The organism is Streptomyces sp. NPDC058653 (assembly GCF_042716895.1).
GTDB lineage: Bacteria > Actinomycetota > Actinomycetes > Streptomycetales > Streptomycetaceae > Streptomyces.
The window spans coordinates 231,100-257,098 of sequence record NZ_JBHXRM010000003.1 but is presented as its reverse complement, the minus strand read 5'-3'; the positions used below and the strand labels follow the sequence as shown (position 1 = coordinate 257,098).

The 25,999-nt window shown below is 69.8% G+C and carries 22 protein-coding genes; 11 read left to right on the top strand and 11 right to left on the bottom strand.

Going from position 1 to position 25,999, the window contains the following annotated elements; all coding sequences use genetic code 11:
* Positions 1–46 precede the first annotated feature (46 nt).
* A complete protein-coding gene (locus ACFWU9_RS04490) occupies positions 47–1,045 on the bottom strand; it encodes an acetylxylan esterase (RefSeq protein ID WP_384314851.1) in 999 nt (332 codons plus the stop codon).
* A gap of 230 nt (positions 1,046–1,275) precedes the next feature.
* On the opposite strand from ACFWU9_RS04490, the gene ACFWU9_RS04485 reads away from it, so the two are divergent.
* From ACFWU9_RS04485 to ACFWU9_RS04460, 6 genes are all read left to right on the top strand, one after another.
* Positions 1,276–2,520 carry a sugar ABC transporter substrate-binding protein gene (locus ACFWU9_RS04485; RefSeq protein ID WP_384314850.1) on the top strand — a complete coding sequence of 415 codons (1,245 nt, stop codon included), beginning with the start codon at positions 1,276–1,278 and terminating at the stop codon, positions 2,518–2,520.
* Positions 2,521–2,525: 5 nt separating this feature from the next.
* A complete protein-coding gene (locus ACFWU9_RS04480; RefSeq protein WP_384314849.1) occupies positions 2,526–3,506 on the top strand; it encodes a carbohydrate ABC transporter permease in 981 nt (326 codons plus the stop codon).
* Positions 3,503–4,444, top strand: a complete 942-nt coding sequence (locus ACFWU9_RS04475; protein WP_384314848.1) for a carbohydrate ABC transporter permease — start codon at positions 3,503–3,505, stop codon at positions 4,442–4,444. Before ACFWU9_RS04480 ends, ACFWU9_RS04475 begins: the two co-directional genes overlap by 4 nt.
* A 90-nt stretch (positions 4,445–4,534) precedes the next feature.
* Entirely contained in the window at positions 4,535–6,382 is a 1,848-nt protein-coding gene (locus ACFWU9_RS04470; protein ID WP_384314847.1) for a glycoside hydrolase, read from the top strand.
* Between the two features lie 174 nt (positions 6,383–6,556).
* The gene (locus ACFWU9_RS04465; protein WP_384314846.1) at positions 6,557–8,050 is read left to right on the top strand and encodes a glucoamylase family protein; all 1,494 of its coding nucleotides are present in this window, start codon (positions 6,557–6,559) and stop codon (positions 8,048–8,050) included.
* 205 nt (positions 8,051–8,255) lie between these two features.
* Positions 8,256–10,394 carry a TPM domain-containing protein gene (locus ACFWU9_RS04460; RefSeq protein WP_384314845.1) on the top strand — a complete coding sequence of 713 codons (2,139 nt, stop codon included), beginning with the start codon at positions 8,256–8,258 and terminating at the stop codon, positions 10,392–10,394.
* A gap of 241 nt (positions 10,395–10,635) precedes the next feature.
* On the opposite strand, the gene ACFWU9_RS04455 is transcribed toward ACFWU9_RS04460, so the two are convergent.
* The 5 genes from ACFWU9_RS04455 to ACFWU9_RS04435 all read right to left on the bottom strand — a co-directional run bounded on the left by ACFWU9_RS04455 (position 10,636) and on the right by ACFWU9_RS04435 (position 15,570).
* Complete coding sequence (locus ACFWU9_RS04455; RefSeq protein WP_384314844.1) at positions 10,636–13,194, bottom strand: SpoIIE family protein phosphatase; 2,559 nt, start codon at positions 13,192–13,194, stop codon at positions 10,636–10,638.
* 146 nt (positions 13,195–13,340) lie between these two features.
* Positions 13,341–13,766, bottom strand: a complete 426-nt coding sequence (locus ACFWU9_RS04450) for an ATP-binding protein (RefSeq protein ID WP_384314843.1) — start codon at positions 13,764–13,766, stop codon at positions 13,341–13,343.
* 89 nt (positions 13,767–13,855) lie between these two features.
* Positions 13,856–14,284, bottom strand: a complete 429-nt coding sequence (locus tag ACFWU9_RS04445; RefSeq protein WP_384314842.1) for an NUDIX domain-containing protein — start codon at positions 14,282–14,284, stop codon at positions 13,856–13,858.
* Between the two features lie 88 nt (positions 14,285–14,372).
* Positions 14,373–14,552 carry an SPOR domain-containing protein gene (locus ACFWU9_RS04440; RefSeq protein WP_384314841.1) on the bottom strand — a complete coding sequence of 60 codons (180 nt, stop codon included), beginning with the start codon at positions 14,550–14,552 and terminating at the stop codon, positions 14,373–14,375.
* 265 nt (positions 14,553–14,817) lie between these two features.
* Positions 14,818–15,570 carry a GntR family transcriptional regulator gene (locus ACFWU9_RS04435; protein WP_384314840.1) on the bottom strand — a complete coding sequence of 251 codons (753 nt, stop codon included), beginning with the start codon at positions 15,568–15,570 and terminating at the stop codon, positions 14,818–14,820.
* Between the two features lie 157 nt (positions 15,571–15,727).
* On the opposite strand from ACFWU9_RS04435, the gene ACFWU9_RS04430 reads away from it, so the two are divergent.
* A complete protein-coding gene (locus tag ACFWU9_RS04430) occupies positions 15,728–16,840 on the top strand; it encodes a threonine synthase (RefSeq protein ID WP_384314839.1) in 1,113 nt (370 codons plus the stop codon).
* A 12-nt stretch (positions 16,841–16,852) separates the two neighbouring features.
* On the opposite strand, the gene ACFWU9_RS04425 is transcribed toward ACFWU9_RS04430, so the two are convergent.
* Complete coding sequence (locus tag ACFWU9_RS04425; RefSeq protein WP_384314838.1) at positions 16,853–17,335, bottom strand: cupin domain-containing protein; 483 nt, start codon at positions 17,333–17,335, stop codon at positions 16,853–16,855.
* A gap of 144 nt (positions 17,336–17,479) precedes the next feature.
* Positions 17,480–18,568: a redox-regulated ATPase YchF gene (ychF, locus tag ACFWU9_RS04420; RefSeq protein WP_384314837.1), complete on the bottom strand. Its 1,089-nt coding sequence runs from the start codon at positions 18,566–18,568 to the stop codon at positions 17,480–17,482.
* A gap of 238 nt (positions 18,569–18,806) precedes the next feature.
* Between ychF and ACFWU9_RS04415 the strand changes: the two genes are divergently transcribed.
* The gene (locus tag ACFWU9_RS04415) at positions 18,807–19,433 is read left to right on the top strand and encodes a DUF6542 domain-containing protein (protein WP_384314836.1); all 627 of its coding nucleotides are present in this window, start codon (positions 18,807–18,809) and stop codon (positions 19,431–19,433) included.
* Between the two features lie 445 nt (positions 19,434–19,878).
* Here the strand turns inward: ACFWU9_RS04415 and ppgK are convergent, their stop codons facing one another.
* Positions 19,879–20,628, bottom strand: coding sequence for a polyphosphate--glucose phosphotransferase (gene ppgK / locus ACFWU9_RS04410; RefSeq protein ID WP_384314835.1), 750 nt, complete (start codon positions 20,626–20,628; stop codon positions 19,879–19,881).
* A 34-nt stretch (positions 20,629–20,662) separates the two neighbouring features.
* Entirely contained in the window at positions 20,663–21,691 is a 1,029-nt protein-coding gene (locus ACFWU9_RS04405; protein ID WP_384314834.1) for a 4-hydroxy-3-methylbut-2-enyl diphosphate reductase, read from the bottom strand.
* 85 nt (positions 21,692–21,776) lie between these two features.
* Here ACFWU9_RS04405 and ACFWU9_RS04400 point away from each other — a divergent pair, with 85 nt between their 5' ends.
* The 3 genes from ACFWU9_RS04400 to ACFWU9_RS04390 all read left to right on the top strand — a co-directional run bounded on the left by ACFWU9_RS04400 (position 21,777) and on the right by ACFWU9_RS04390 (position 25,153).
* The gene (locus tag ACFWU9_RS04400; protein WP_384314833.1) at positions 21,777–23,354 is read left to right on the top strand and encodes an APC family permease; all 1,578 of its coding nucleotides are present in this window, start codon (positions 21,777–21,779) and stop codon (positions 23,352–23,354) included.
* Positions 23,355–23,537: 183 nt separating this feature from the next.
* Positions 23,538–24,746 (top strand): exodeoxyribonuclease VII large subunit, encoded by a 1,209-nt coding sequence (xseA, locus tag ACFWU9_RS04395; RefSeq protein ID WP_384314832.1) that lies wholly within the window; start codon positions 23,538–23,540, stop codon positions 24,744–24,746.
* Positions 24,747–24,889: 143 nt separating this feature from the next.
* A complete protein-coding gene (locus ACFWU9_RS04390) occupies positions 24,890–25,153 on the top strand; it encodes an exodeoxyribonuclease VII small subunit (protein ID WP_384314831.1) in 264 nt (87 codons plus the stop codon).
* Between the two features lie 181 nt (positions 25,154–25,334).
* On the opposite strand, the gene ACFWU9_RS04385 is transcribed toward ACFWU9_RS04390, so the two are convergent.
* Complete coding sequence (locus ACFWU9_RS04385) at positions 25,335–25,868, bottom strand: DUF4245 domain-containing protein (RefSeq protein WP_384314830.1); 534 nt, start codon at positions 25,866–25,868, stop codon at positions 25,335–25,337.
* Positions 25,869–25,999 lie beyond the last annotated feature (131 nt).

The window sequence follows — 25,999 nt, the reverse complement described above, 5'->3', positions numbered from 1 at the left end:
CCTCCCACTAGGGGCCAGGCCGCGGCTTCGGGGCCCGGGCCCGGGGTCAGCCCAGCCGCGCCGTGAAGAACCCGCGTCGGGCCTTCGCGAGCGCCGCCACGTCGCCGCTCTCGCCCGCGTACTCGAAGTGCCCGGCTCGCAGGAGATGCAGCTCCCGCGGCTCGGGCAGGGCGTTGTACACGGCGAACTGCCCCGGCGGCGGCACGGCCGGATCGAACAGCGCGGGCGCCACCATCATCGGCACCCGGATCCGGCTCGCCGCGGTCGCGGCGTCGAAGTACGCGAGGACGTCCATCACCTCCGGATGCTGCTCGTAGTACGCCCGTACCGCCTCCCCGCTCCCCACGCTCGGCAACGTGACCCGCAGCGGATGATTCCCGAACGTCGGTACGGTCAACTGCCCGCAGGCGAACCGGTCGTCCCACGGCAGCCCCAACGCCCCCAGCCCGCCGCCGAAGCTCTCGCCCACGTACCCCAGCCGCGCTCCCCCTCCGGGCCCCTCGCTCCCCTCCCTCAACTCCGGTACCAGCTCCAGCAGCGCCGACGCCGCACACCACAGATCGGCCACGCAGTCGCCGATCACATACGTCTCGCGTGACTCGATGCCGTGCAGCACATGAGCCTCGGCCTGGCCGGGAATGCCCGGGCGCCGGCTCCGCGAGCCCATCCCCCGTACGCACGGGAGGATGGCCGCGCTACGAGGCAGCGGCAGCGGCACATCCGCCCCGGGCTCCTGGCGCCCGCCATAACCGTGCCCGATCACGAAACCGTGCTCCGCCGGCCCCTCGGCCGGCCTCACCAGCCAGCCCCCGATACGCAGCCCACCGACCGAGGTGTACGACACCCCGAAGATCCGGCAACCGTCCCGCTCGTCCTCCTGCGGCCCGACGGCCGGCGCGGTCGCCACCCCGGCCGCCGCCGCGAACCGGTCCCGCCAGTACGCGTCGAATCCCGCCGGAGGGGCAGGCACAGGGATGTCGAGCAACTCGTCGAGGGTCCGGCCGTAGGCCGGGTCGAAGGAATAGCCGTGCTCGAACTCAGACATGAGCGCGAGATTAGCCCCGGCCCTCCACTCAAGACCACAACCGGAATCAGTCCCATCACTTCCGCAACGCAAACAGCCCACCTAGCCTGCGGAGGTAGCGCCTCGGGATGTCCCACATGTTGCACGAGTGTGACCAAAGGCCCCCTTGCGGTTCTCGGAACGGCTGCAGCAGAGTGATGTATGCGCTTACAGGCAGCGCATACATCGGTGAGCTCAAGGAGGAGCCGTCCATGCATCGCAACGCCAGAACCGCCTCTGCCGCCCTCGTCATCACGATGGCCGCCGGGATCACCGCTTGTGGCAGTTCGGGGGGCGCGGGCGTCTCCGCCGACAAGAAGCAGACCCTGACCGTGTGGGCCATGGGCGCCGAGGGCGAGAAGCTCGCGGAGGTCGCCAAGGTCTACGAGGACGCGAACCCTCACATCACCGTCAAGGTCACCCCCATCGGCTGGGACGTCGCCCACCAGAAGCTCGTCTCCGCCGCCGCGGCCGGCACCCTCCCCGACGTGACGCAGATGGGCAGCAGCTACATGGGCGAGTTCGTCGAACTCGGCGTCCTGGAACCGGTCGACACCAAGACCTTCAAGAAGGACTCCTTCTTCCCCGCCGCCTGGGACCAGGGCGTCGCGGACGGCGAGGTCTACGGCGTCCCCTGGTACGTCGAGACCCGCGTCCTCTACTACCGCACCGACCTGGCCAAGAAGGCCGGCATAACGAAGCCCCCCGCCACCTGGCCCGAACTCCAGCAGGCTGCCGCCGCCTTCAAGGAGAAGGCCGGCACCCAGTGGGGCATCTACGTACAGCCCAGCGGCCTGGACGCCGTCCAGAGCTTGTCCCCCTTCCTCTACTCGGCCGGTGGCTCGATCGTCTCCGACGACGGCAAGGCCGCCATGAACAGCCCCGAGACCGTCAAGGCCCTCAAGGAGTACGGCACTTACTTCGAGAAGGGCCTCTCCAAGAAGAGCTTCCAGCCGGGCTACGAGGTCCTCACCGACTTCAACAGCGGCGATGTCCCGATGTTCTACTCCGGCCCCTGGACCATGGCGGGCATCAACGACAACTACCCCGACCTCAAGGGCAAGTGGGCCATCGCGAAGGTCCCGGCCGACCAGGGCTCGGTCTCCATGGCCGGCGGCTCCAGCCTCGTCGTCTCCAAGGACAGCGACCACAAGGAAGCCGCCAAGGAGCTCCTGAGCTACCTCACCGGAACCGAAGGCCAGAAGGACTGGTTCAAGCGCTCGGGCGATCTCCCGGCCAACACCAGCGCCTGGGACTCCGGCGAACTCGCCGCCGACGCCAACTTCAAGATCTTCCGCGAGCAGATGGAGACCGCCAAGTCCTGGCCGGTCCTGCCCAAGTGGACGGAGATCTCCTCGAAGGTCGACGAGGCCATCTCCCAGGTGACCCAGGGCAAGGCCTCCGCCGAGGACGCCGCGGAGAAGACCCAGTCCGAGATCGAAGGGCTTGTGGAGTAGTCGTCATGGGCACCACGACCGAACACGTGGCGGACGCGGCCCCGGTGAAGACCGGGCCGGGGGCGCACTCCCCACCCGGCGGCCGCGAACAAGGCAAGCGCCGGCCCGTCGCCGTCCAGCACTTCGCCGGCTGGCTGTTCTCCACCCCCTTCCTGGTGCTCTTCGCCGTCTTCATGGCTCTGCCGATCGTCGCGACGCTCGTCATGAGCTTCACGGACTTCGGACTGCGCAATGTCACCGATCCCTTCTCGGCGGAGTTCATCGGCCTTGAGAACTACACGAAGCTGTTCGAGGACGAGAAGTTCCTCAAGGCCCTCTTCAACACCGCGTACTTCGTGGTCGTCGGCGTACCGCTGACCGTCGGCCTCGGGCTGTTCGTCGCCGTCCTGCTCAACAACGGCATCGACCGGGCCCGTACATTCTTCCGGGTCGGTTTCTACGCCCCGGTCGTGACCAGCATCGTCGCGATCGCCGTCGTCTGGCGCTTCGTCCTCGATCCGTCCGACGGACTGATCGCGGGCCTCGCCTCCGAAGTCGGCCTGACCTCACCGGACTTCCTCGGCTCCGAGGCCCTCGCCATGCCCTCGCTGATCGTGATGGCCGTCTGGCGCAACCTCGGCACGGTCATGGTGCTCTTCATCGCCGGCCTCCAGGCCATCCCGCCGGACGTACGGGAGGCCGCGCGGCTGGACGGCGCGAGCACCTGGCAGGAGTTCCGCCGCATCACGGTGCCCCTGCTGCGGCCCACGATGCTCTACACCACGGTCATCACCACGATCGGCTATCTGAACGTCTTCGAGGAGCCGTTCGTGATGACCCAGGGCGGGCCCTCGGACAGCACGCTCACGGTGTCGCTGTCCATGTACCGCGAGGGCTTCAACTTCTTCCACATGGGCTACGCGAGCGCCATGGCGTATGTGCTCTTCGTCGTGATCATGGCGATCACGGTGCTCCAGCTCCGTCTGCTGAAGGACAACACGAAATGAGCGCCGCACGCACCACCACCCCCGCGCCCCCGTCCTCCGAGCCCACGGGCCCGAAGGACCCCATGGACCCGACCTGGTCCAGCCTCAAGCCGGGCGGCCACCCGACGTCGGGCCGCGAACGGCTGAAGAAGTCCGGCGTCTATGTGCTCCTCTCCATCGGCCTGCTGGTCATGGTGGCGCCGTTTCTGTGGATGGGTCTGTCCGCGTTCAAGACGGACCGCGATCTGACCGCGAACCCGCCGGTGTGGATCCCCAGCGACTGGACCTTGGAGCACTTCGGCGAACTTCTCGACCGCCTCGACGTCTCGCTCTATTTCTTCAACTCCCTGACCGTCGCGGTCCTCGTGACGCTCTCCAATCTGGTGTTCTGCTCGATGCTGGGCTACGCACTGGCCAAACTGAGGTTCGGCGGGCGGAACAAGATCTTCGCGCTGGTGCTCGGCGCCCTGATGGTGCCCGGCAATCTGATGCTGCTGCCGCTCTTCGTCCTGATGAGCAAGCTCCAGCTGATCGACTCCTACGCGGGGCTGGTGCTGCCGTTCGCCGCCCAGGCCTTCGGGGTCTTCCTGATGCGCCAGTTCATGCAGTCGATCCCGGACGAACTGCTGGAGGCGGCCAGGATCGACGGCGCCGGCGAGTGGTACATCTTCTGGCGGATCGCGATGCCGCTGGTCAAACCGGCACTGGCGACTCTCTCGATCCTTATCTTCCTCGGCTCCTGGAACAACTTCGTCTGGCCACTGATCGCCACGAACGACCCGGAGAAGTACACGCTCCCGGTGGCCCTCGCCACCTTCGCCACCGACCCCAACCAGTCGGACGGCTCCAACGGCATGTTGATGGTCGGCTCCCTCCTGATCATCCTCCCCGTGCTCCTGGTCTTCATCGTTCTGCAGAGGCACTTCACCCAGGGCCTGGCCACCACCGGTCTGAAGTAACCGCCGCCACCGATCTTCCCGACGCGTACCGCGGCTCCGACGCCGCCGCCCTGCCGCCGCGCACTCATCGACGAAAAGGTTTGTACCGACATGACCGAGAAGTCCACCGCCCGCGCCGACTGGGAGACCCGTATCGGGAAGCCCAGCGATCAGCGGCTCACCGGCATCGGCGAACTCCCCGCCCCCGTCGGCCTGTCCGCCGAGGACGGCACCGGCCATGTGCTGCTGACCTGGCAACCGGTGGCGGGCGCTCTGGGCTATCTCGTGCACCGCGCCGACTCCGCCGACGGCCCCTACGAACCGCTCGACCACCTCGGCGGCGATGTGCTGGCCGTGCCCCATCCGCCCTACGCGGACACCCTCGTCGAGCCCGGCCGGGTCTACCACTACAAGGTCGCCACCTGGTCGGACGGCGGACCCGGGGCTCTCTCCCAAGCGGTCTTCGCCAGTGCCAAGGCCGCCGGTCCCAGCCCCGCACCCGTCACCGTCGCGGTGGACGCGGCGGTGCCGACGACTCCGCTCCCGGGCGTCTGGAACAGGATGATCGGCGCCGAGCACTTCTCCCTCCTGCTCTGGGACCAGCCGGGTGCCGGAGGCTCGGACGTCGCGAAGGAATACGCCCAGGCCCTGGAGATCGTCCGTGACGAGATCGGTGTGCGCTCCGTCCGGGCACACGGCACCTTCCTCCCGGAGACACTCACCGTCAAACCGGACGGCTCCTTCGACTTCTCCGGCCTGGACGAGGTCTACGACCGCTTCCTGGCGACGGGTCTCCAGCCCGTCGTCGAGCTCTCCTTCATGCCCAAGGAACTGGCCGTCGACCCGCACTACACGGTCTTCGACTATCGGGCTCTGGTGTCCAAGCCAGCCGTGTGGGAGCACTGGGGCGACCTCTGCCGCGAGTTGACGGTCCACCTCCAGGACCGATACGGCACGGACACCGTCGCGGGCTGGGAGTTCGAGGTCTGGAACGAGGCGAATCTGGAGGTCTTCTGGAACGGCACCCAGGACGACTACCACCGGCTCTACGAAGTGGCCGTCCGTGCCGTGAAGAGTGTCGATGAGCGCATCAGGGTCGGCGGACCGTCGTCCGCCGCGGCCGGCTGGGTCGGCGCCCTCCTGGAGTACTGCCAGGAGCGCGACGTACCGATCGACTTCATCTCCACCCACACCTACGGCAACGCCCCACTGGACTTCCGTCCGATGACCCGTGCGTTCGCGGAGGCGACGGGACGGCCCGAGCCGGAGATCCTGTGGACCGAGTGGGGTGTCACCCCCACCCACTTCCACCGCGTCAGCGACTCCGTCTTCTCCGCTCCGTTCGTCCTGCGCGGCATGAAGAGCGCCCTGTCGTCGACCGACGCGCTCGCGTACTGGGTCGCCTCCGACCAGTTCGAGGAACTGGGCTGGCCGCCCCGCCTCTTCCACGGCGGATTCGGCCTTCTCACCGTCGGCAATCTCCGCAAGCCCCGCTTCTGGGCGCTCTATCTCCTCTCCCAGCTGACCGGCGGGCGCATCCCCTCCGACGTCAGCGGCGACGGTGCCGAAGCCCTCGTGGAGTCCCTGGCCACCTGCGCCGAGGACCGGTCCACCGTCGACGTCCTGCTCTGGAACGGCACACTCGACCAGTCCAAGATCGATGGCTCCGCGCCCCTCGACCGTACGGCGACGGTGCGGGTCAGCGGACTTGAGCCGGGCGTGGAATACACCGCCCTCTCCCGCCGGGTCGACCAGCAGCACGCCAACATCCAGGCCGTCTGGAACGACCTCGGCGGTGGCGACTGGCCGGACGAGACCCAGTGGGCGAAGCTGCGGTCCGCCGACGAGCTGCCGACCGAGTCTCTCGAATCGTTGGTCGCGGACGACGAGGGCACGGCAACGCTGACCGTCCCGCTGCCCAACCCGGGCATCCGCTTCCTTCACCTCACCCGGGCCTGACCGCCCCCACAGTCCCGGGGGCCGGCGGCACCTGACCGCCGTCGGTCCCCGTGTCAGCACCGCCGCCATGGCCGGCCCTCCGCCCATTCCTCCGGCCATGGCGGCGGCCAAAGACCTGGCCCAGGCACCGACCCTGGCCACCACTCCACATCTGCCAAGGGGAGCTGGACTCTCATGGACCGTCGTACATTTCTCGCAGCCGCGGGCACAGGCGCCACCGCCCTGTCCCTCGGAGCCGTCACCACACCCGCCATGTCCGCACCGACCGGGTCCGCCTCGCGTGCTCGTGTTGTTCATGCCTCTGATACACCGCTGCTCCGGCGCTGGTTCCGCGACACCTATCACTCGATCGAGGTGATGACGACCGACATCGGTCTCGCCGCCGACAAGATCAACCTCGACGCGTCGGGCGGACCCGTGCCCTCGCAGAACACCTCGCCGACCAACATCGGCTGCGGGCTCTGGTCCACCGTCGCCGCCGCCGGACTCGGCGTCATCGACCAGGACACCCTGCACCGCCGGCTCGACCGCACCGTCACCGCAGTCGAGAAGCTCGAACGCCACCACGGCTTCTGGCTCAACTGGTACGACGCGCACGACGGCTCGGTGCTCACCAATTGGCCGGGCACCGGCGACCCGGTCCGTCCCTTCCTCTCGTCGGTCGACAACGCGTGGCTGGTGACGGGGCTGCTCATCGCCGCCGACGCGGACAACCGACTGCGCAGCCGGATAGCCAGGCTCCTGGCCACCGCCGACTGGTCGTACTTCTACACGCCGTACGACGCGGCGGACCCGGTGGCGGGCCCCGGCCAGCTCCGCGGCGGTTTCTGGACCGACACCGGCGAGCCGACCGCCCACCATTACGGAGCTCTCAACACCGAGCCCCGCATGGCCAGCTATCTGGGCATCGCCGATGGCAGCCTTCCCTCGGACCACTACTGGCACATGTTCCGCACGATACTTCCGGAGCACGGCCAGGAGCAGGCGCCCGGCGGGGCGTACGACACCGTCGACGGCGTCCGTCTCTGGCAGGGGCACTACACCTACCGAGGCCGCAAGCTGGTCCCGACCTGGGGCGGCTCGATGTTCGAAGCCCTGATGGTGCCGCTGTTCGTACCCGAGCCGGAGTGGTCCCCCCGCTCGTGGGGCACGACCCACCGCCGCTTCGTCCGCTCCCAGATCGAGCACGGCCTGGAGGAGGCGCAGTACGGCTACTGGGGGTTCTCCCCCGCCGAAGTACCCGAAGGCGGTTACCAGGAATACGGCGTCGACGCGATCGGCATGAACATCGAGGGGTACGCCTCGAACACCGACCGCACCTACGTCACGCACGGTGAGCCGCTTCCACCCGCCTCCGCCTACACCAACGGAGTCGTGACACCGCACGCCTCGTTCCTCGCCCTCCCCTACGCCCGGTCGGAGGCCCTCGCCAACCTCAAGGCGATCGCCGAGAACTTCGGCGCCTACCAGGACGGCTTCGGTTTCCGGGACTCGGTCAACGTGGGAACCGGCCACGTCAGCAGCTCCGCTCTCGCTCTGGACCAAGGCATGATCGCCGCCGCTCTCGCCCAGGAACTGCGCCCCGGTCTGCTGCAGCGCCCCTTCCGTACCGGCGGTTTCGCCTCGCGCATCCGTCCGATGCTGGCCAAGGAGCGCTTCACCATCTGATCGCTGCCCCGGATCCGGAACCGGGTCCGACCGGCGCCACCTTCGAGGTGGCGCCGGTCGGAGCGTCACGGAGCCTGGCGCTTCACTCGGCTGGGCCAGGCGCACAGTCCGGTCGCGGACCACAGAGGCCGGACATAGCCTCCCAAATGTGACACGGATAGTAAGCCGTAACCGGACTCGAACAGCCGGCCGGAGCCTCCTGGCCATGCTGGTGACGGCCGGATGGCTGCTGATGCCCGCCGCGTCGCCGGGTGCGAGAGCCGAGGACCCCGTCACTCTTTCGCGTCAAGAGCAGATCACGGACAAGGTCGATGCGCTCGACGGCCGGGGGCGCGCGGTGGCCGCGTCGCTCGACCGGCTGCACCGCGACGCCCGTATTCAGCTCTTCGTCGTCTACGTGCATGACTTCTCCGGCAGGTCCGGGCAGAGCTGGGCCGCAGCGACCGCCGAACGGAGCGATCTCCGTCGCGACGACATCCTGCTCGCCGTCGCCACTCATGCGCGGAAGTACGCGTACTCCGCCGCACCGGACGCTCCTCTTACGAAGGGCCGGCTCGCCGAGGTGGCGAGGACCGCCATCGAGCCCGCGCTCCGGGAGAACGACTGGGCCGGAGCGGCCATCGGAGCGGCCAACGGCTACCGCGCGGCCGCGGCCGGCATGCCCATTCCCTCGCCCTCCGTCTCTCCCGGCCCGGCGGACCCGGACGGCGAGGCGGCCTCCAACCGATCGGGCAGCGCGCTCGTCCTTCCTGTCGCCCTGGTGGGCGGCGCGGCGGCTCTCGCCTCGTACACGTACATCAAGCGCAGAAACCGTGCCTCGACCCGTACGACGCTGAGAAGCGGCTATGAAGGCCACGGAGAGCCGCCGCGGTCGCCTGCGGCCTCGTTGCCCGAGCTCGACCGGCGAGCGGGACACGCACTGGTCGAAACGGACGACGCCGTGCGCACCAGCGCGGAAGAACTCGTCTTCGCCACAGCACAGTTCGGGGAGGACGCGACGCGACCGTTCCAGCAGGCCCTGACGTACGCGAGGGGTGAGCTGGCGTCCGCCTTCCGGCTGCGCCAGCAGCTCGACGACGCCCCTCCGGAGAAGGACGACGACCGGCGCCGCATGCTGGACGAGATCGTCGCCCGCTCTACGGACGCCGACGGCCGACTGGACGCGGCGTCGGGGGGCTTCGACCGGCTGCGCGACATGGAACGCAACGCCCCCGAAGCGCTGACCGCCGCCGAGGCCGCGTTCCGGGGGCTGAGCGGCAGGGCTGTCACGGCCGCCTCCACCCTCGCCGCGATGCGCGAGCGGTACGCCGAGTCGGCATCGGCCCCGGTGGGAAGCGCTGTCGAAGAGGCCGAAGATCGGCTGGTGTTCGCGACGACGAATGTGGACGACGCGCGCCGTGCGATCGACAGGGGCGACAGCGGAGCGGCGGCGGTGCATGTACGGGCGGCGGAGAGCGCCGTCGTACAGGCGGCGACCCTGGTGGAGGGCGTGGACCGGCGGACGCTCGAACTCGCGGAGGCCGTCGCCATGCTTCCGGGCTCGTTGACCGAGATGGAGACCGATCTGGCGGAGGCGCGCGGTCTGCTCGAGGAGATGGAGGAAGACCCGTCCGCCGGGGATCTGCGGGGACGGGTCGCCGATGCCGAGGCGGTGATCGCCAACGTGCGACAGGAACAGGCCGCCGGGCCGCACGACCCGATCGACGCCCTGCGCAGGGTCGAGGAGGCGGAGGCGGCGCTGGACGCTGTTCTCGCGGGCGCGCGCGAGCGCGAACCCAAGCCGGGGCCCGAACCCGGGCCCGAGTCCGCGCCCGCGCCCGGGTCCGAGCCCGAGGTGCGCGAGGTGGGTGGACGCCGGACGCCGGCGCTGCTCGACCGGGCGATGCTCGGTGCCCGCTCGGCGGTCGGAGCCGCGGCCGACTACCTCTCGACACATCGCGGTGCGGTGGGCCCCGAGGCCCGCACCCGGCTGGTGGAGGCCGAGCGGCGGCTCGACCAGGCCGGGAGGCTGACGGGGCTGGGCGACTTGCAGGGCGCGCTGGCCGAGGCCCAGCACGCGGACGGTCTGGGCAGACGGGCGCAGGCGCTCGCCGAGGAGGGCGTGCGGTCGTTCGGGAACCGATCCGGCCCCGGCGGTGTAACAGGGGCAGGAAACGGGCTCGGCGGTGCCGTGCTCGGAGGAATCATCATCGGTGGTCTGTACGGCGCCGAGGGTGGACTCGGTGGGGGTGAGAACTTTGGCGGGGGTTTCGGCGGAGATCATGGGGCCGGCCGTGGTGCTGGTCCTGGCAGTTTCGGCGGTGGTGGCACTCGCGGCCGGCTGGGCGGTGGCGGCCGCTTCTGAGATGACTCCTCTTGCGCGCGTCGCGCTCGGGCGCCCGGAGCAGGGAGGGGGACAGGTCCGACAGTCCGGCCAAGGGGTCGCGCAGCCGCGCGCGCCCGTTGAAGAGCGAGGCGTCACAGGTCACGCTTCGGAACGACCGACAGCGACCGCGCTCCCACGTCCCCGCCACCTGTCCACGGACCTCGCGCGGCCGGTCCCGCGGACGCCTTCTCGTGGGCCGGCCGGAGTGGGCGACGCGGGGTCAGAACATGCTGAGGAGCTGTTCGACGGTGGGCTCAGCAGTCGAGTCCCCGTCGGGCAGGGCGAGTTCGAACCAGACCGTCTTGCCCCGAGGGGTACGACGCGAACCCCAGGCGGCGCTGAGCAGGCCGACCAGTTGGAGTCCCCGGCCGCCCTCGTCCGTGTCGCGCGCGCGTCGCCTGCGCGGCTGTACGAGACCCGCGTCCCACACCTCGCAGACCAGCGTGCGGTCGCGGAGGAGCCGCAGCCTGATCTCGCCCTCGCCGTAGCGCATCGCGTTGGTGACCAGCTCGCTGACGAGCAGTTCGACGGTGTCCACCAGTGGTTCGAGGCCCCAGGAGTGGAGCTGCGCGCGGGCGACCTCGCGGGCCCGGCCGACGGAGCGCGGTTCGCGCGGCAGTTGCCAGTCGCCGACGGCCTCCGAAGGCAGACCCTGTATACGGGCCATCAGCAGCGCGATGTCGTCCTCACCGTGCCGGGTGTCGAGCGTGTTGAGTACGTGGTCGCAGACGTCTTCCAGAGGCCGTGCGGGACTGGTGAGGGCGCGCCGGAAAGCCGTCAGTCCTTCGTCGATCGGGTGGTCCCGGGACTCGACGAGACCGTCGGTGTAGAGCGCGAGCAGCGCGTCTTCGGGAAGGTCGACCTCGACCTGCTCGAAGGGCTCTCCGCCGACGCCGAGGGGCATCCCGGGGGGTACGTCAAGAAGCAGTGCCTCCTCGCCCGGCTCGACCAGCACGGGAGGCGGATGGCCGGCGTTGGCGAAGGTGCAGCGGCGGGTGACGGGGTCGTAGACGGCATAGACGCAGGTCGCGAGATACACCTCGGAGAGGTCGGCGTCCCGCGACTTGTGGGCGACGCGGGAGGCCTGCTGGGCGCCGCTCGGTGTGCCGAGGCCCCGGGCGATCTCGTCCAGCGCGGAGAGGACCTCGGCGGGCTCCAGGTCGAGCAGTGCGAGGGTGCGCACGGCTGTGCGCAGCTCGCCCATGGCGACCGCGGCGCGCAGCCCTCGTCCCATGACGTCGCCGACGACCAGCGCGGTCCGGTGTCCCGGCAGTTCGATGACGTCGAACCAGTCTCCGCCGACCTCGGTGGCGGTGTTGCCCGGCAGATAGCGGCACGCTATGTCCAGCCCGGCGGCCTCGGGGTCACCGGGCGGGAGCAGACTGCGCTGCAGTATCAGCGCGCGTTCGTGCTCCCTCCGGTAGAGGCGGGCGTTGTCGATACAGACCGCGGCGCGGGCCGCGAGTTCCACGGCGAGGGCGCGGTCCCGTTCCCCGAAGGGCTCGCTGCCCTTGGTCCTGGAGAACTGGGCGAGTCCGACGACGGTGTCGTGCGCGACCATCGGCACCGCGAAGGTGGACTGGATGAGGCTGCCGGGTCCGCCGGGCACCGTCTGGACCCGGCCGGTGCGCAGGGCGTTCGCGCAGGGCGAGTTGAAGGGGTATCGGTGGACGGCGCCTGCCGACGGAGGCTCGACGGCGTCCTCACCGGTCAGGTCGATACCGAGCAGAGGCGCGTCGGCGACGGCGCTGGCGAAAGCGACGCGCCGCAGGGTGGCGCTGCCGCCGCCGGGCTCGGATCCGGAGGAGCCACCGCGTCCGGGCGGGGCCTCTTCCCCGGTGAGCAGCCCCTGATACAGGTCGACGGACGCGAGGTCGCAGAAGCCGGGGACGGCGACGTCGAGGAGTTCCTTGGCGGTGGTCTCCAGGTCGAGGGAGTTGCCTATTCGGGCGCTCGCCTCGTTGAGTATCGCGAGATTGCGGCGGGCGCTCGCGGCCTCACGGGCGGCGATCTGGCGGCGCGTGACGTCACTGCCCAGCCCCGCGACTCCGATCGTGCGACCGCCCCCGCTGAGTACGCGGTAGAGGTTGACCGACCAGTGCCGGCGTTCCCTGCCGCCGGGGGTGACGCCGACGATCTGGATGTCGGTGGCGGATTCGCCGGTCTCCAGGACCCTCTTGAGGGAGGAGTTCAAGCGTTCGGCCTCGGGACGGGAGAGATAGTCGTGGACCGTGCGCCCGCGGTGGTCCTCCGCCGAGCCGCCGAAGACCGCGGCGAAGCGTTGGTTGGCCCGCTGGACAGTGAGGTCGGTGCCGAACAGCACGAAGCCGAAGGGAGATTGGCCGAAAATAGCCTGCGAGGAGGCGAGATCCGTCTCGATCCGGCGCAGTGCGCGGACGTCCACGACGAGGCAGAGCGCGGCCCGTTCACCGCTCGTAGTCTCACTGGGCATCACATAGACCTCGGCGAGACCGTGCAGGCCACGCTCGCCCGGCACCCGGAAGGGAACGAGCCCGGTCCACTCCTTGCCGTCGAGGATCTCCGCGATCTTGCTGTGCCCTCGCGTACGGAGGTCGGAAGGTACGAACACCTCGACCGGGTCCTTGCCCCTGACCTGGTCCGGAGCGATTCCGAACAGCTCAGCGGCTCGCAAACTCCACTGGTCGACCAGCCCGTCGGGCCCGATCGAGAAGGAAGCGACCCTTATGTAGTCATAGATCGAGCCGGGCGGACTGCTCTGCCACACGACGTCGTCCGCCGTTCCAGATATCTCGCTCACGCGACCGTCCCCTCCAGCTCACGCACCGGACCGGCCATGCCCGCAGTATTCAGCACTACGGCCCTGACAGGTACGGCGTTCACGATCACAGCACAGTCTCGTTCTTTTTGAGCCGAGACCCTCGTGATCGTCGTCCCTCAACACTCCTAACCAGGGAGGGGCAGCTCGAACCACACCGTCTTACCCGTCTTCCCCCTGCGTGTACCCCAGCGCCGTGCCGAGCAAGCGACGAGCTGGAGCCCCCGGCCGCCTTCGTCGTCGGGGCCGGCAGAGCGTGCGGTCGGCGGATCGGGGAGCGGATCGGACACCTCCACCAGCAGCGCGGCACCGATGAGGTCCGCGGGGCCCAAGGGAACAACAGCCAGCCTGACACCGATCGGCCCCGGTGTGTACCGCAGGGAGTTGGTGGTCAGCTCGCTGACCAGCAGGACGGCCGTATCACGAACGGAGTGGTCAAGACGCCAGACGCCAAGGGCGTCGCGTACCGCGTGGCGTGCGGTGCGTACGGCATTCGGCTCGGCGGGAAAAGTCCACTCGGCGTAGGTGCTCTCCGCCTCGATCAAGCCGACCACTTCCCCAAACTGACAGCAGACCCGTTCCCGTTATAGGAGGGTTTATCAGCACATACCCGAAATCAGAGAAGATCTATCTTGACGGGGGGTCATGTCAGCTCGCCCGACGCCCTGAGGTCGTCGAAGAGGAGTTGGTCGACCGGGGCCACGCGAGCCCGGTCGCCGTAGGAGAGCCAGCCGATCTCCTCGATCTCGTTCGTGGCGGCCGGCGTGCCCCGGTAGTCGCCGGAGTAGCAGCTCATCCGGACGAGAACACCCTCGGGCTGACCGTGGGCCTGGGCCTCGTACGTACCCAGATGGGTCGCCGTGTCCGGGAGGAGGGCCACGGCCAGTTCCTCCTCGACCTCACGCACCAAGGTCTCCAGATCGGTCTCCGCGCCTTCGCGCTTTCCCCCGGGGATGTAGAAGACGTCCTTCCCGCGGGAGCGCGCGCAGAGGATCCTGCCCTGCTCCACCCGGACCCAGGCGACCGTGTCGATCAGGACCGTTGCAGCTCCCGCAGCTCCGCCGTCACTCATGCGCCGGATCGTAACGCGACCGTCGGCCCGCACACGACGAGGGGGCACCTGAGGAGAGTGCCTGGCCCGGGGCCGGAGTCCGGGGAGGTCAGCGGCTGGTCTGCTGCAGGCGCTCGACCCAGTAGAGCTGCTTGTGACCCTTGACGCCGAGACTGTCGGCGGTCTTCTGCGCCTCGTCCTTCGTGGCGTACCGGCCCACGCGGTACCGGTTTCCGTTGTCGTCCTGGCGTATGACCAGCCAGGGCAGCACAGCGCCACTGTCGCTCATCGCGCCCCTCCCGCCAACGGTCCACACCACTGGGACGATCTGTTGGAAACCCCAATCCGCATATGCCCGAGCCTACGCCTGACCTTCACTCAGCGGATGCGCGTTTACACAATGAGGTACACATCTGGCCAAGAAGATTCGGAGCCCAAGGGCACGCCCGCGCGGGCGTGCGCCGTCTCGCCCCGCGCGAAGCCCTGTTGAGGCGGTCCGTCACCGCCCCGGACCGAGGGGGCGATGCTTCGGTCGGCCGGTGGTCACCGGGGCGTCATCTGACCGGAAGGTGATAGGCGACGCGGTAACGGTCCGCCGGGACAACCACGTCGGCGGTTTCGACCGCGCGGCCCGAAGCGTAGTACGTCCGTTCCAGGACCATCACCACATGGCCGGGTACACCGCCGAGCAACAGGAGCTCCTCCGCCAGCCCCGGGCGCGCGCCGATCTCCTCCACCACGTTGTCCACCACGACCCCGATGGCCGCCATCCGCTCCACGACCCCGCATCCCCCGAGCGGGCCCTCCTCGGGCAGCATCACCGGCGTGCGTCCCGTGACTTCCAGGGGCTCCCACGAGGTGGAGAGCATCATCGGCTCCCCCGCGTCCCTGAAGACGTAGCGCGTACGCATCGCGGGGTCGCCCGGCTGTATGCCGAGCCGGGTGGCGATCCCCGGCGCGACTTCGTCGCGGTCGCTGCTCGACTCCCAGGTGCCGCGCATCCCGTCCTCGGCCTGCTCCTGCCGGAAGGGATTGGCGCCGGACGGCGGTCGGTAGCCGGAGCGGGCGATACGGCGCGGGACCGGCCTCTCACGGACGTAGGTGCCCGACCCGGAGCGGCCCTCGACGAGCCCTTCCGCCATCAGCACTTTGCGGGCTTCGAGAGCCACCGTGTCCGAGACCCCGTACTCCTCGCGGATCCGGGCCTGGGACGGCAGCCGGGTGTTCGGTGGCAGAGCACCATCGACGATCTTCCGCCGAAGATCACTCGCTACGCGCAGATAGGCCGGCTGCTCACCGAATGCCACAGGGCCACTCCCAACAAGTTGACAGACAGCAACACCCTGGCAACCGTTGGTTGTTGACCGCAAGCATAGGCCAGCCATTCACATGAAGTGACAAGAAGGGTTGTAAGCAGGGCCTTTGCCGCGCGTACGGCTCCTCGGGGCCTGGCATGCTGGTCGTATGACGACGTACCTCTGCCCGGTCGACGGTGCCCGCGCCGCCGTCGACTCGGCCCCCTGGTGCTGCCCCGCCTGCGGAGGCCCCTGGGACCTGGACTTCTCCGCATCGCCGGTGTCCCTCAAGTCCCTCGGGCAGCGGGTCAATTCGCTGTGGCGGTACGAGGAGGCGCTGCCGCTGCCGACCAGGGCCGTGTCCCTCGGCGAGGGCCGTACGCCGCTGGTCCCGATGACGCCCACCGTCTCGGCGAAGCTCGACTTCCTCATGCCGACCCTCTCCTTCAAGGACCGGGGCGCCGTGATGCTGGCGGAACTGGCCCTTCGGCTCGGACCGGAGCGCGTCCACCGCGCCGTCGCCGACAGCAGCGGCAACGCGGGAACGGCCTTCGCCGCGTACTCCGCGCGGGCCGGGCTGAGTTGCACGGTGTACGTCCCGGAGTCCACGTCACCCAAGAAGATCGAGCAGATCCGCGCCCACGGCGCGCGCCTCGAACGCGTGCGGGGCGACCGTGAGGCCACCGCGCGGGCGGCCCGCGCCGCAGCCGACAAACCGGGCACGTTCTATGCGAGCCATGTGTACAACCCGTTCTTCCTGCACGGCACGAAGACGTACGTGTACGAGCTCTGGGAGGACCTCGGCGGCACACTCCCCGAGGCGATCGCCGTCCCCGTCGGCAACGGCACCCTGCTGCTCGGTGCCTCGCTGGCGATCGAAGAACTCCTCGGGCACGGGCTCATCGCGGAGCGTCCCCAGTTGATCGCCGTCCAGGCGGAAGCCGTCTCACCGCTGGCCGCCGCCTTCCACGCGGGAGAGGACGACCTCGGCGACGAGTTCCTCGGCACGCTCAAGAGCCCGGCGCCCACCCTCGCCGAGGGCATCGCCATCCCGAGGCCGCCCCGCGCGCGCCAGATCCTGCGCGCCGTACGGGAATCGGACGGCATCTTCCTCACCGTGACCGAGGATCAGATTCGCGTGGCACAGCTGGAGTTGGCGTCGCGGGGTCTCTTCGTCGAGACGACGGGGGTCGCCTGCTGGGCGGCCGTAGGCGACTGGACCGACCGCACCGTGGTCGTACCGCTGTGCGGCGCGGGCGCAAAGACGGGACTCGCCCCCTGAGGCGGTCGCGCGTCAGTCCACCCAGTACGTGTCGTGCTTGAAGAAGAACGCCGTACGCTCCTCCTCGGTCATCTGCCCGACCGTCGAGACCTTCTCGAAGTACTCCTCACGCGGAGCGCCGGGCGCGAACAGGATGAGAGTCGAGGCGGGCGCGTCCGAGTCGTTGCGGAAGCCGTGCAGCCCGCCCGGCGGGACGTACAGGAACTCGCCCTTCTCCGCCTCGATCCAGCGCTCACCGTCGTACAGCCGGACCGTTCCCTCCAGGATGTAGAAGGACTCCGAGATCGTCCTGTGGAAATGGGTGCTCGGGCCGCCTCCCCTGGGCACCATGTCCATCCGGTAGAGCCCGAACTCACCGCCGGTCGACACGCTGGACGCGACGAAGTGCGTCTCGGCCCCCGACGGGGACCGCACGTCGGGGGGAGTCCCGGCGGGCCGGAACACCGCGTTGACCTCGCCCTTGTCCCCGTGGAAGCGGGGTTCCGGATACGACATGTTCTGCACTCCCTCGGGGCGACGCGAACGCGTGACCGACAGGTCACGCCGCAGCCATCATGCCCACCGGGGACATCCCTGTCCCGGGACCACCCGGTAGCCGCGTTCCCCACATCGGCCCGCGACTACCTGAGCCGATCCGCGTCAGACGTTGAAGCGGAACTCCACCACGTCCCCGTCCTGCATCACGTAGTCCTTGCCCTCCATGCGGGCCTTGCCCTTGGCGCGGGATTCCGTGACCGAGCCCGCCTCCACCAGGTCCGAGAACGAGATGACCTCCGCCTTGATGAAGCCCTTCTGGAAGTCGGTGTGGATCACGCCCGCCGCCTCCGGGGCCGTCGCGCCCTGTTTGATCGTCCAGGCGCGGGTCTCCTTCGGGCCCGCCGTCAGGTACGTCTGGAGGCCCAGGGTCGCGAAGCCGACGCGGCCCAGGGTGGCGAGGCCCGGCTCGTCCTGGCCCATGGACTGGAGCAGTTCGAGGGCCTCGTCGTCGTCCAGTTCGATCAGTTCGGACTCGATCTTGGCGTTCAGGAAGATCGCCTCGGCCGGGGCGACCAGGGCGCGCTGTTCGTTCTTGAAGTCCTCGTCGACCAGCTCGTCCTCGTCGACGTTGAAGACGTACAGGAAGGGCTTGGTGGTGAGCAGGTGCAGCTCGTGGAGGAGCCTGCCCTTCTCCGTGCCCGCCGAGATGCCCGCCGCGAAGAGCGTCGTGCCGGCTTCGAGGATCTTCTGGGCCTCCTCGACCGCCGCCAGGACCGCGACCTTCTCCTTCTGGAGGCGGGACTCCTTCGTCAGCCTCGGGACCGCCTTCTCGACCGACTGGAGGTCGGCGAGGATCAGCTCGGTGTTGATCGTCTCGATGTCGTCCTTCGGCGAGACCTTGCCGTCGACGTGTACGACGTTCTCGTCCTTGAAGGCCCTGATGACCTGGCAGATCGCGTCGGACTCACGGATGTTCGCGAGGAACTTGTTGCCCAGGCCCTCGCCCTCCGACGCGCCGCGCACGATACCCGCGATGTCGACGAAGTCGACCGTGGCGGGGAGGATCTTCTGCGAGTCGAAGATCTTGGCGAGGACGGCCAGACGCGGGTCGGGGACTCCGACGACGCCGACGTTGGGCTCGATCGTGGCGAACGGGTAGTTGGCCGCCAGCACGTCGTTCTTGGTCAGGGCGTTGAACAGGGTCGACTTGCCGACATTCGGCAGACCGACGATTCCGATCGTGAGCGACACGTTGGCGACTTCCTGAAGTGAGGACTGGCTGGGCCTGTACGGCCGGGGTGGCCGCCCGGATGGGGGCCGATCCCCCAGTTTACGGGCGGCCCGCCCCGGTGGCGGACGGCAGTCGGTACGGCGGATGGCGGCATACGGAGGTGCGACACGCCCAGAGTCCGTCGAACGCAACGCCAAGGTCGCCCAAAGGGCGTGTCCATCGCCTGAATCCGACACCTATGCGACCTAGGTTGTTCCGGTGGAGCAGCACAGGACACGTCCCCCCCAGCGTCGGCCACGGCCGCCGCAGAGCCCTGTCCGTCCCCGAGGCGCCGCCGCCGACGCCGCCTCCGTCTACCGGGTTCCCGCGCCGACCACGCGCCGGGTGCCGCCCGTCGTGCTCACCCTGCGCAGACTCCCGAATCCCCGGCTGACCGGGCTCGGCGCCGGGCTCTTCGCCGCCGCCACGATGTTCCTGGTCGGATGTCTGGACGAGCTGCTGTTCGACGGCGAGCCGCTGGTCTACGGGGTGCTGTTCCTGCCGGTCAGCGCGCTGACCGCGCTCTGGGTACGGACCGCCGATCTGGTGACCGCCCCGATCAGCGTGCCGATCGCCTTCGCCTTCGGCACCCTCCCGATCTCCGGCGGGACGGGCGGTTTCGGCGGGCAGACGATGGCCGTCGTCACCGCGCTCGCCGTACAGGCCGGCTGGCTGTACGGCGGCACTCTCGTCGCCGGGCTCATCGCCTCCGTACGGAAGGTGCGTCAGATGGGCCGCAGGCAGCGCGCACGCGACCTGGCCGCGCGCGGCGCACCGGGCGGACAGGGCGGCACGAGAACCGGCGAGAAGGCGGGCGCCGGCGGCGCGGTCGCCCGCCACGGCTGAGCGACGCCCGCCTCGGTGATCCGTGGCTGGTCAGCGCCGGTCTCAGTCGTCCGCCGCTGGTCGACACCCCCGGCAATACGCAGCTGATCGACGCCCGCCCCGGCAGGACACAGCCGATCAGGACCGGGCTCAGCCATCCACGGCTGGTCGACGCCCGCCCCGGTGATCCGTGGCTGGTCTCAGCGCTGGTCTCGTCATTTGCGGCCGATCGACACTCGCCTCACAGATCCGCAGCTGATCAGCGCCCTCTCAGTGATCCGCGGCCGATCAGCGCCGGTCTCAGTCATCCGCGGCTGGTCGACGCCCGCCTCAGTGACCTGCGGCTGAGCGCCCCCCGCCCCCGCAATCCGCCGCCGATCAGCGCCGGTCTCAGTCATCCGGCGCTGAACCGTGTCCTCTCAGGGTTTCGCGACCGGCAGCGCCCGGCTCGCAGGTTCGCCGTCGGTCAGCGGCCCCCTCGGTGATCCGCGGCCGTCATCGCCGCCCCCACGATCCCCGCGTTGTTCTGGAGCTCCGCCGGAACGATCTCCGCCTTGATCCCCTCGATGAGCGGAATGAACCGCTCCGACTTGCGGCTGACCCCGCCGCCGATGATGAACAGTTCCGGCGAGAACAGCATCTCCAGGTGCGCCAGATACTTCTGCACCCGGTGCGCCCAGTGGTGCCAGCTCAGATCGTGGTCCTCCTTGGCCTTCGTCGACGCGTGCTTCTCCGCGTCGTGGCCGTTCAGCTCCAGATGGCCCAGCTCGGTGTTCGGGACGAGCTTGCCGTCGATGAAGAGCGCGCTGCCGATCCCCGTACCGAAGGTCAGCAGGAAGACGGTGCCCTGACGGCCCTTGCCCGCGCCGAAGGTCATCTCGGCCACGCCCGCCGCGTCCCCGTCGTTGAGGATCGTGACGGGCAGACTCAGCCGGTCGCCCAGCAGGCTGCCGGCGTCCGTGTCGATCCAGCGCTTGTCGACATTGGCCGCCGTACGGATGACCGAGCCCGTGACCACCCCCGGGAAGGTGACGCCCACCGGGCCGGACCAGTTGAAGTGCTCGACCACTTCGACGACAGAGTCGGCCACCTGCTCGGGCGTGGCCGGCTGGGGGGTCAGCACTTTATGGCGCGGCTCCGCCAGCTCGCCGCGCTCCAGGTCCACTGGCGCGCCCTTGATGCCAGACCCGCCGATGTCCACTCCGAAGACGTTCATGGACGCAACGTTACGGGGAGATGACCAGGCCTCTCTACTTCTCGGCCAGGCGGGCGGCCTCCGCGCGCAGGTCGCGGCGGAGTTCCTTCGGCAGCGAGAAGACGATCGACTCCTCGGCCGCCTTGACGACCTCGACGTCCTCGAAACCGTACGTCGTGAGCCTCTCCAGGACTCCCTCGACCAGGATCTCCGGGACGGAGGCCCCCGAGGTGACTCCGACCGTGCTGACGCCCTCCAGCCACGCTTCGTCGATCTCGTCGGCGGAGTCGACCAGATGCGCGTCGCGGGAGCCCGCGCCGAGGGCGACCTCGACGAGCCGTACGGAGTTGGACGAGTTCTTCGAGCCGACGACGATGACCAGGTCCGCGTCGGCGCCCATCTGCTTGACGGCGATCTGCCGGTTCTGCGTCGCGTAGCAGATGTCGTCGCTCGGCGGCGCGACCAGCAGCGGGAACTTCTCCTTCAGCTTGTCGACCGTCTCCATCGTCTCGTCCACGGAGAGCGTCGTCTGGGAGAGCCAGACGACCTTGGACTCGTCGCGCACCTCGACGTTGGCGACATCGTCCGGTCCGTCGACCAGCGTGATGTGGTCGGGCGCCTCGCCCGAGGTGCCGATGACCTCTTCATGGCCGTCGTGGCCGATCAGCAGGATGTCGTAGTCCTCGCCGGCGAACCGGACCGCTTCCTTGTGGACCTTGGTGACCAGGGGGCAGGTCGCGTCGATGGTCGCGAGCTTGCGCTCGGCCGCCTCGTCGTGGACGACGGGCGCCACGCCGTGCGCGGAGAACATGACGATCGATCCCTCGGGGACCTCCGCCGTCTCCTCGACGAAAATCGCGCCCTTCCTCTGAAGTGTCTGCACCACATACTTGTTGTGGACGATTTCGTGGCGGACGTAGATCGGCGCGCCGTACTGCTCCAGAGCTTTCTCCACCGCGATCACGGCGCGGTCGACGCCCGCGCAGTAACCGCGGGGCGCGGCGAGCAGGACGCGCTTGCCGGCGCCGCGCGCGGCGTCGGCACTCGGGCTGGCGGCGGGCGACGGGCTGGGCGTAGCAGTCATGCCCACCATCGTAAGGCCGCCCAGAAGAGGCGGAAGATCAGCTGTCGGGCCGAGACTGGGCCTACGTGATCGACGGAGGGACGCGATGGCCGGCAGCGGTGCGCGGGATGCGGACGGTACGGGCGATTCGGGCGGTTCGGACCCACGTACGGGCGACGGCGCCGGCGGCTTCGACCTGGATCCGGGACCGGACCTGAGTTCGAACGTTCCCTCGGGCGCGCATCTGCCCCACCACGGCGGCGGAGGTGCGGGCGGGCACAAGGGGCCGGGCGGCGGGGCGGACGGCGGCTCCGGGGAAGGCTCGGGTGAGGGCTCGGGTGAGGGCGGGGCGCTGCGGCGGACTCTCGGATTCCGCGATCTCGTCGTCTACGGGCTCCTGTTCATCGCGCCCATGGCCCCCGTCGGCGTCTACGGCACCCTCGACGCGAGGTCCCACGGGGCCGTCGCGCTGGTCTACGTCTGCGCCACCGTCGCGATGGCGTTCACCGCCTTCAGTTACGCGCAGATGATCCCGGTCGCACCGCAGGCCGGCTCGGTCTTCGCGTACGCGCGCAAGGGGCTCGGCGAGGGGCCGGGGTTCATCGCCGGGTGGATGGCGATGCTCGACTATCTGCTGATCCCGGCCGTCGCGTATCTCTTCGCCGGGATCGCGATGGAGGCGCTGGTGCCCTCCGTCGACCGGTGGATCTGGACCGGGATCGCCGTCGTGATCACCACGCTGCTCAATCTGTGGGGTGTACGGGCTGCCGCGCGGGTCGGCTTCTTCGTGCTCGCCATGGAGATCGTGGTGCTGATGGTGTTCGTGGTGTCGGCCGTCGTGGTGCTCGTACGGGACGGGGCCACGCGCGGCTGGCTCTCCCCCTTCACGGGTGATCTGAGCTTCTCCATGACGGCGGTCCTCGGCGCGGTGTCGGTCGCCGTGCTGTCGTATCTGGGCTTCGACGCGATCGCCTCGTTCGCCGAGGAGGTGACGGGCGGCTCGCGGAAGGTGGCGCGGGCGGTGCTGTTCTGTCTGGTGCTCGCCGGTGTGCTGTTCATCGCGCAGACGTATCTGGTGGCGCTCCTCGAACCGCTCAGCTCGGCGGAGTTGGCTGCGGATCCGGTCAAGCAGGGATCGGCCTTCTACGACGCCGTGGACGCCTCCGTGGGAACGTGGCTGCACGACCTGGTCGCGGTGAGCAAGGCGATCGGCGCCGCGTTCGCCGCGCTGGCCGGACAGGCCGCCGCCGGGCGCCTGCTGTTCGCGATGGGCCGCGAACGGCGGCTGCCGCGGCTGCTGTCCCGTACGGACGCGGGGACACCGCGCGTGGCGCTGCTGCTCGCCGCCGTGGTGACCCTCGTCGCCGCCGTGTGGGCCGCGAGGACGGACGACGGGCTCGACCATCTGGTGTCGGTGGTGGACATCGGGGCGCTGACGGCGTTCATCCTGCTGCACGCGTCGGTGGTCGGATGGTTCGCGGTACGGCGCGGCGGGGGGCGGCCACGGATTCTGGCGCATGTGGTGCTGCCGGTGGTGGGCGCGGCGATCCTGGTCGCGGTGATCGTGGAGGCGGCGGGCACGGCGCAGGTGGTGGGCGCGATCTGGCTGGCGGTCGGACTGGTGGTGCTCGCGATCCAGTGGCGGTACGGGAGGGTCGCGCCGAAGGACCCGTCGGTTCCGTAAAGGGAGTTCAGCTCCGTACGGACGGCCGGCTCCCCACGGCCCGGCCACATGCTCCGTACGAAGGGCCCGCTCCCTACCGTCCCGTCCGTCCCGCCACACGTCCCGTACGCCCCCTGAGCCCCGCGTCCCCCCTCCGTCCCGGCGTGGGCCGCGTTGTCACAGGCGGCCGATACGCTCGACGGCATGGCTCTCAACACGACCCCGGAGACCCCGCTGCCCGTCGGTGAGGTGTCGCGCCTCATCGGCGGCTGGATCGACCGGCTCGGCGCCATCTGGGTCGAGGGACAGATCACCCAGCTGTCGCGCCGGCCCGGGGCCGGGGTCGTGTTCCTGACGCTGCGCGACCCCAGTTACGACATCTCGGTGAGCGTGACCTGTTACCGCCAGGTCTTCGACGCGATCGCCGACGTCGTCTCCGAGGGCGCGCGGGTCGTGGTGCACGCGAAGCCGGAGTGGTACGCGCCGAGGGGGCAGCTGTCGCTGCGGGCCACGGAGATAAAGCCGGTCGGCATCGGCGAACTGCTCGTCAGGCTGGAGCAGTTGAAGAAGTCCCTGGGCGCCGAGGGGCTGTTCGCCGCCGATCGCAAGCGTCCACTGCCCTTTCTGCCGCAGCTGATCGGGCTCGTCTGCGGGCGGGCGTCGGCGGCCGAGCGGGACGTCCTGGAGAACGCGCGGCGGCGCTGGCCCGCCGTCCGTTTCGAGGTGCGCAACACCGCCGTGCAGGGGGTCAGCGCGGTGAGCCAGGTGGTCCAGGCGGTCAAGGAGCTGGACGATCTGCCCGAGGTCGATGTGATCGTCGTGGCGCGCGGCGGAGGCAGTGTGGAGGATCTGCTGCCGTTCTCGGACGAGCAGTTGGTACGGGCGGTGGCCGCCTGCCGTACGCCCGTCGTGTCGGCGATCGGGCATGAGCCCGACTCACCGCTGCTGGACCTCGTCGCCGACGTACGGGCGTCGACGCCCACGGACGCGGCGAAGAGGATCGTGCCGGACGTCGGCGAGGAGCTGGACCGGGTGCAGGCGCTGCGCGACCGGGCGCTGCGGACGGTGCGGGGGCTGCTTGACCGCGAGGAGCGCGGCCTCGCCCACGCGCTGGCCCGGCCGGTGATGGAGCGGCCGCACCGGATGGTGGCCGAGCGCGAGAGCGAGATCGACGCGCTGGCCGACCGGAGTCGGCGGGTGCTGCGCCATCTGCTGGACCGCGCGGACTCGGAGCTGTCGCACACCCGGGCGCGTGTGGTCTCGCTGTCGCCGGCCGCGACGCTGGAGCGGGGGTACGCGGTGCTCCAGCGGCCGGACGGGGCCGTCGTCCGCTCTCCGTCGGAGGTCTCGGCGGACCAGGAGCTGCGGGCGAGGGTGGCGGAGGGCGAGTTCGCGGTGCGGGTCGCCGAATGAACGAAGGACAGGCCGCGTGGCGGGACCGGCCCCCGCCGGACCGCTCCCGGCGGACAGCCCCCGTCGCCCTCCGGCCCGCCCGTGCTCGTACGGGCGCTTGCTCACGTACGTCGTTGTCGTAGACCGCACATAGGGTGGATCACATGGCCAAGAAGGACAGCGGGACAGCAGCGGCCGCCGGCGCGGACGCGCTCGGCTACGAGCAGGCGCGGGACGAGCTGATCGACGTCGTGCGGCGCCTGGAGACCGGCGGTACGACTCTGGAGGAGTCGCTGGCCCTCTGGGAGCGGGGCGAGGAGCTGGCCAAGGTCTGCCGCCGCTGGCTGGACGGCGCGCGCGCCCGTCTGGACGCCTCGCTGTCGGACCCGGCACCGGTACCGGCGCCCGAGCGCGAGCCCGACGCCTGAGGGGGGCACCCGGCGCACTCCGCGCCGCCCCGGCCCCGCACCGCCCGTACCGCCTAGGAAGCGGCTCCTCCGGCCTCGGCACCGGACCCGACTCCCGAGCGCGAGCCCGACACCTGAGCGGGCACCCGGGGACGCGCTCCGCGCCGCCCCGGCCCCGCACCGGCCGTACCGGCCGTACCGCCTAGGAGGCGGACCCTCCGGCCTCGGCTCCGGGCTCCAGTGCCTCCGCCATCTGCACCAGCCGCTCGTAGGGCGCCGTGCCCGTCACGACGGTCGTCGCCCCGTCCCCCGTGAGCACCAGGGCGTCGTACTTGGGACCTTCCCACCGCTGCCACGTCTCGCCGTTCACCCGCGCGGTCTTCCCGGTGTCCTCGGCGTCGTGCGTGACCTCGGCGACGTACTTGTCCGCCGGCTCCGTCGACTGCTCCACAGCCACGTACTCGCGGTCGGGATCCTGGAAACCGAGGTGCCAGGCGTTACCGTCCTGGCGCGCGTACGACACGGACGTCGGCTTCCATGTCCGGGGAAGCCCCTCGGGGGCCACCACCGGATAGGGTGCCGCGCGCTGCGCCGTCACCAACTCGACCTGGTAGTCGACCGCCTTGAGAGGGTCCGCGTCCTCGTCGTGCGGGTTGGCGATGTAGATGACCCCGGCGACGGCGACGATCACGCCCATCGACAGGAACATGTCCCGTACCGTCTGTCTGCCTCGCATACCTGCCACCTCCCCATAGTCGCATCAAGGGTTCACGCTCATACGTGGGCCCCTCTGCTCATTTTGTCGACGTACCGATAGAGTCGCAGCACCCTCATTCCGGCCGTCGCCGTACAGAAAGGTGCGTTCCG

What these genes read in the sequence shown, in the direction of transcription:
- ACFWU9_RS04460 (WP_384314845.1), top strand. Translation starts at nt 8,256, where the DNA reads ATGCTGGTGACGGCCGGATGGCTGCTGATGCCCGCCGCGTCGCCGGGT.
- ACFWU9_RS04425 (WP_384314838.1), bottom strand. Translation starts at nt 17,335, where the DNA reads ATGTCGTATCCGGAACCCCGCTTCCACGGGGACAAGGGCGAGGTCAAC.
- ACFWU9_RS04445 (WP_384314842.1), bottom strand. Translation starts at nt 14,284, where the DNA reads ATGAGTGACGGCGGAGCTGCGGGAGCTGCAACGGTCCTGATCGACACG.
- ACFWU9_RS04465 (WP_384314846.1), top strand. Translation starts at nt 6,557, where the DNA reads ATGGACCGTCGTACATTTCTCGCAGCCGCGGGCACAGGCGCCACCGCC.
- ACFWU9_RS04490 (WP_384314851.1), bottom strand. Translation starts at nt 1,045, where the DNA reads ATGTCTGAGTTCGAGCACGGCTATTCCTTCGACCCGGCCTACGGCCGG.
- ppgK (WP_384314835.1), bottom strand. Translation starts at nt 20,628, where the DNA reads ATGAACGTCTTCGGAGTGGACATCGGCGGGTCTGGCATCAAGGGCGCG.
- ACFWU9_RS04475 (WP_384314848.1), top strand. Translation starts at nt 3,503, where the DNA reads ATGAGCGCCGCACGCACCACCACCCCCGCGCCCCCGTCCTCCGAGCCC.
- ACFWU9_RS04470 (WP_384314847.1), top strand. Translation starts at nt 4,535, where the DNA reads ATGACCGAGAAGTCCACCGCCCGCGCCGACTGGGAGACCCGTATCGGG.
- ACFWU9_RS04390 (WP_384314831.1), top strand. Translation starts at nt 24,890, where the DNA reads ATGGCCAAGAAGGACAGCGGGACAGCAGCGGCCGCCGGCGCGGACGCG.
- ACFWU9_RS04385 (WP_384314830.1), bottom strand. Translation starts at nt 25,868, where the DNA reads ATGCGAGGCAGACAGACGGTACGGGACATGTTCCTGTCGATGGGCGTG.
- ACFWU9_RS04430 (WP_384314839.1), top strand. Translation starts at nt 15,728, where the DNA reads ATGACGACGTACCTCTGCCCGGTCGACGGTGCCCGCGCCGCCGTCGAC.
- ACFWU9_RS04485 (WP_384314850.1), top strand. Translation starts at nt 1,276, where the DNA reads ATGCATCGCAACGCCAGAACCGCCTCTGCCGCCCTCGTCATCACGATG.
- ACFWU9_RS04480 (WP_384314849.1), top strand. Translation starts at nt 2,526, where the DNA reads ATGGGCACCACGACCGAACACGTGGCGGACGCGGCCCCGGTGAAGACC.
- ACFWU9_RS04440 (WP_384314841.1), bottom strand. Translation starts at nt 14,552, where the DNA reads ATGAGCGACAGTGGCGCTGTGCTGCCCTGGCTGGTCATACGCCAGGAC.
- ACFWU9_RS04400 (WP_384314833.1), top strand. Translation starts at nt 21,777, where the DNA reads ATGGCCGGCAGCGGTGCGCGGGATGCGGACGGTACGGGCGATTCGGGC.
- xseA (WP_384314832.1), top strand. Translation starts at nt 23,538, where the DNA reads ATGGCTCTCAACACGACCCCGGAGACCCCGCTGCCCGTCGGTGAGGTG.
- ACFWU9_RS04405 (WP_384314834.1), bottom strand. Translation starts at nt 21,691, where the DNA reads ATGACTGCTACGCCCAGCCCGTCGCCCGCCGCCAGCCCGAGTGCCGAC.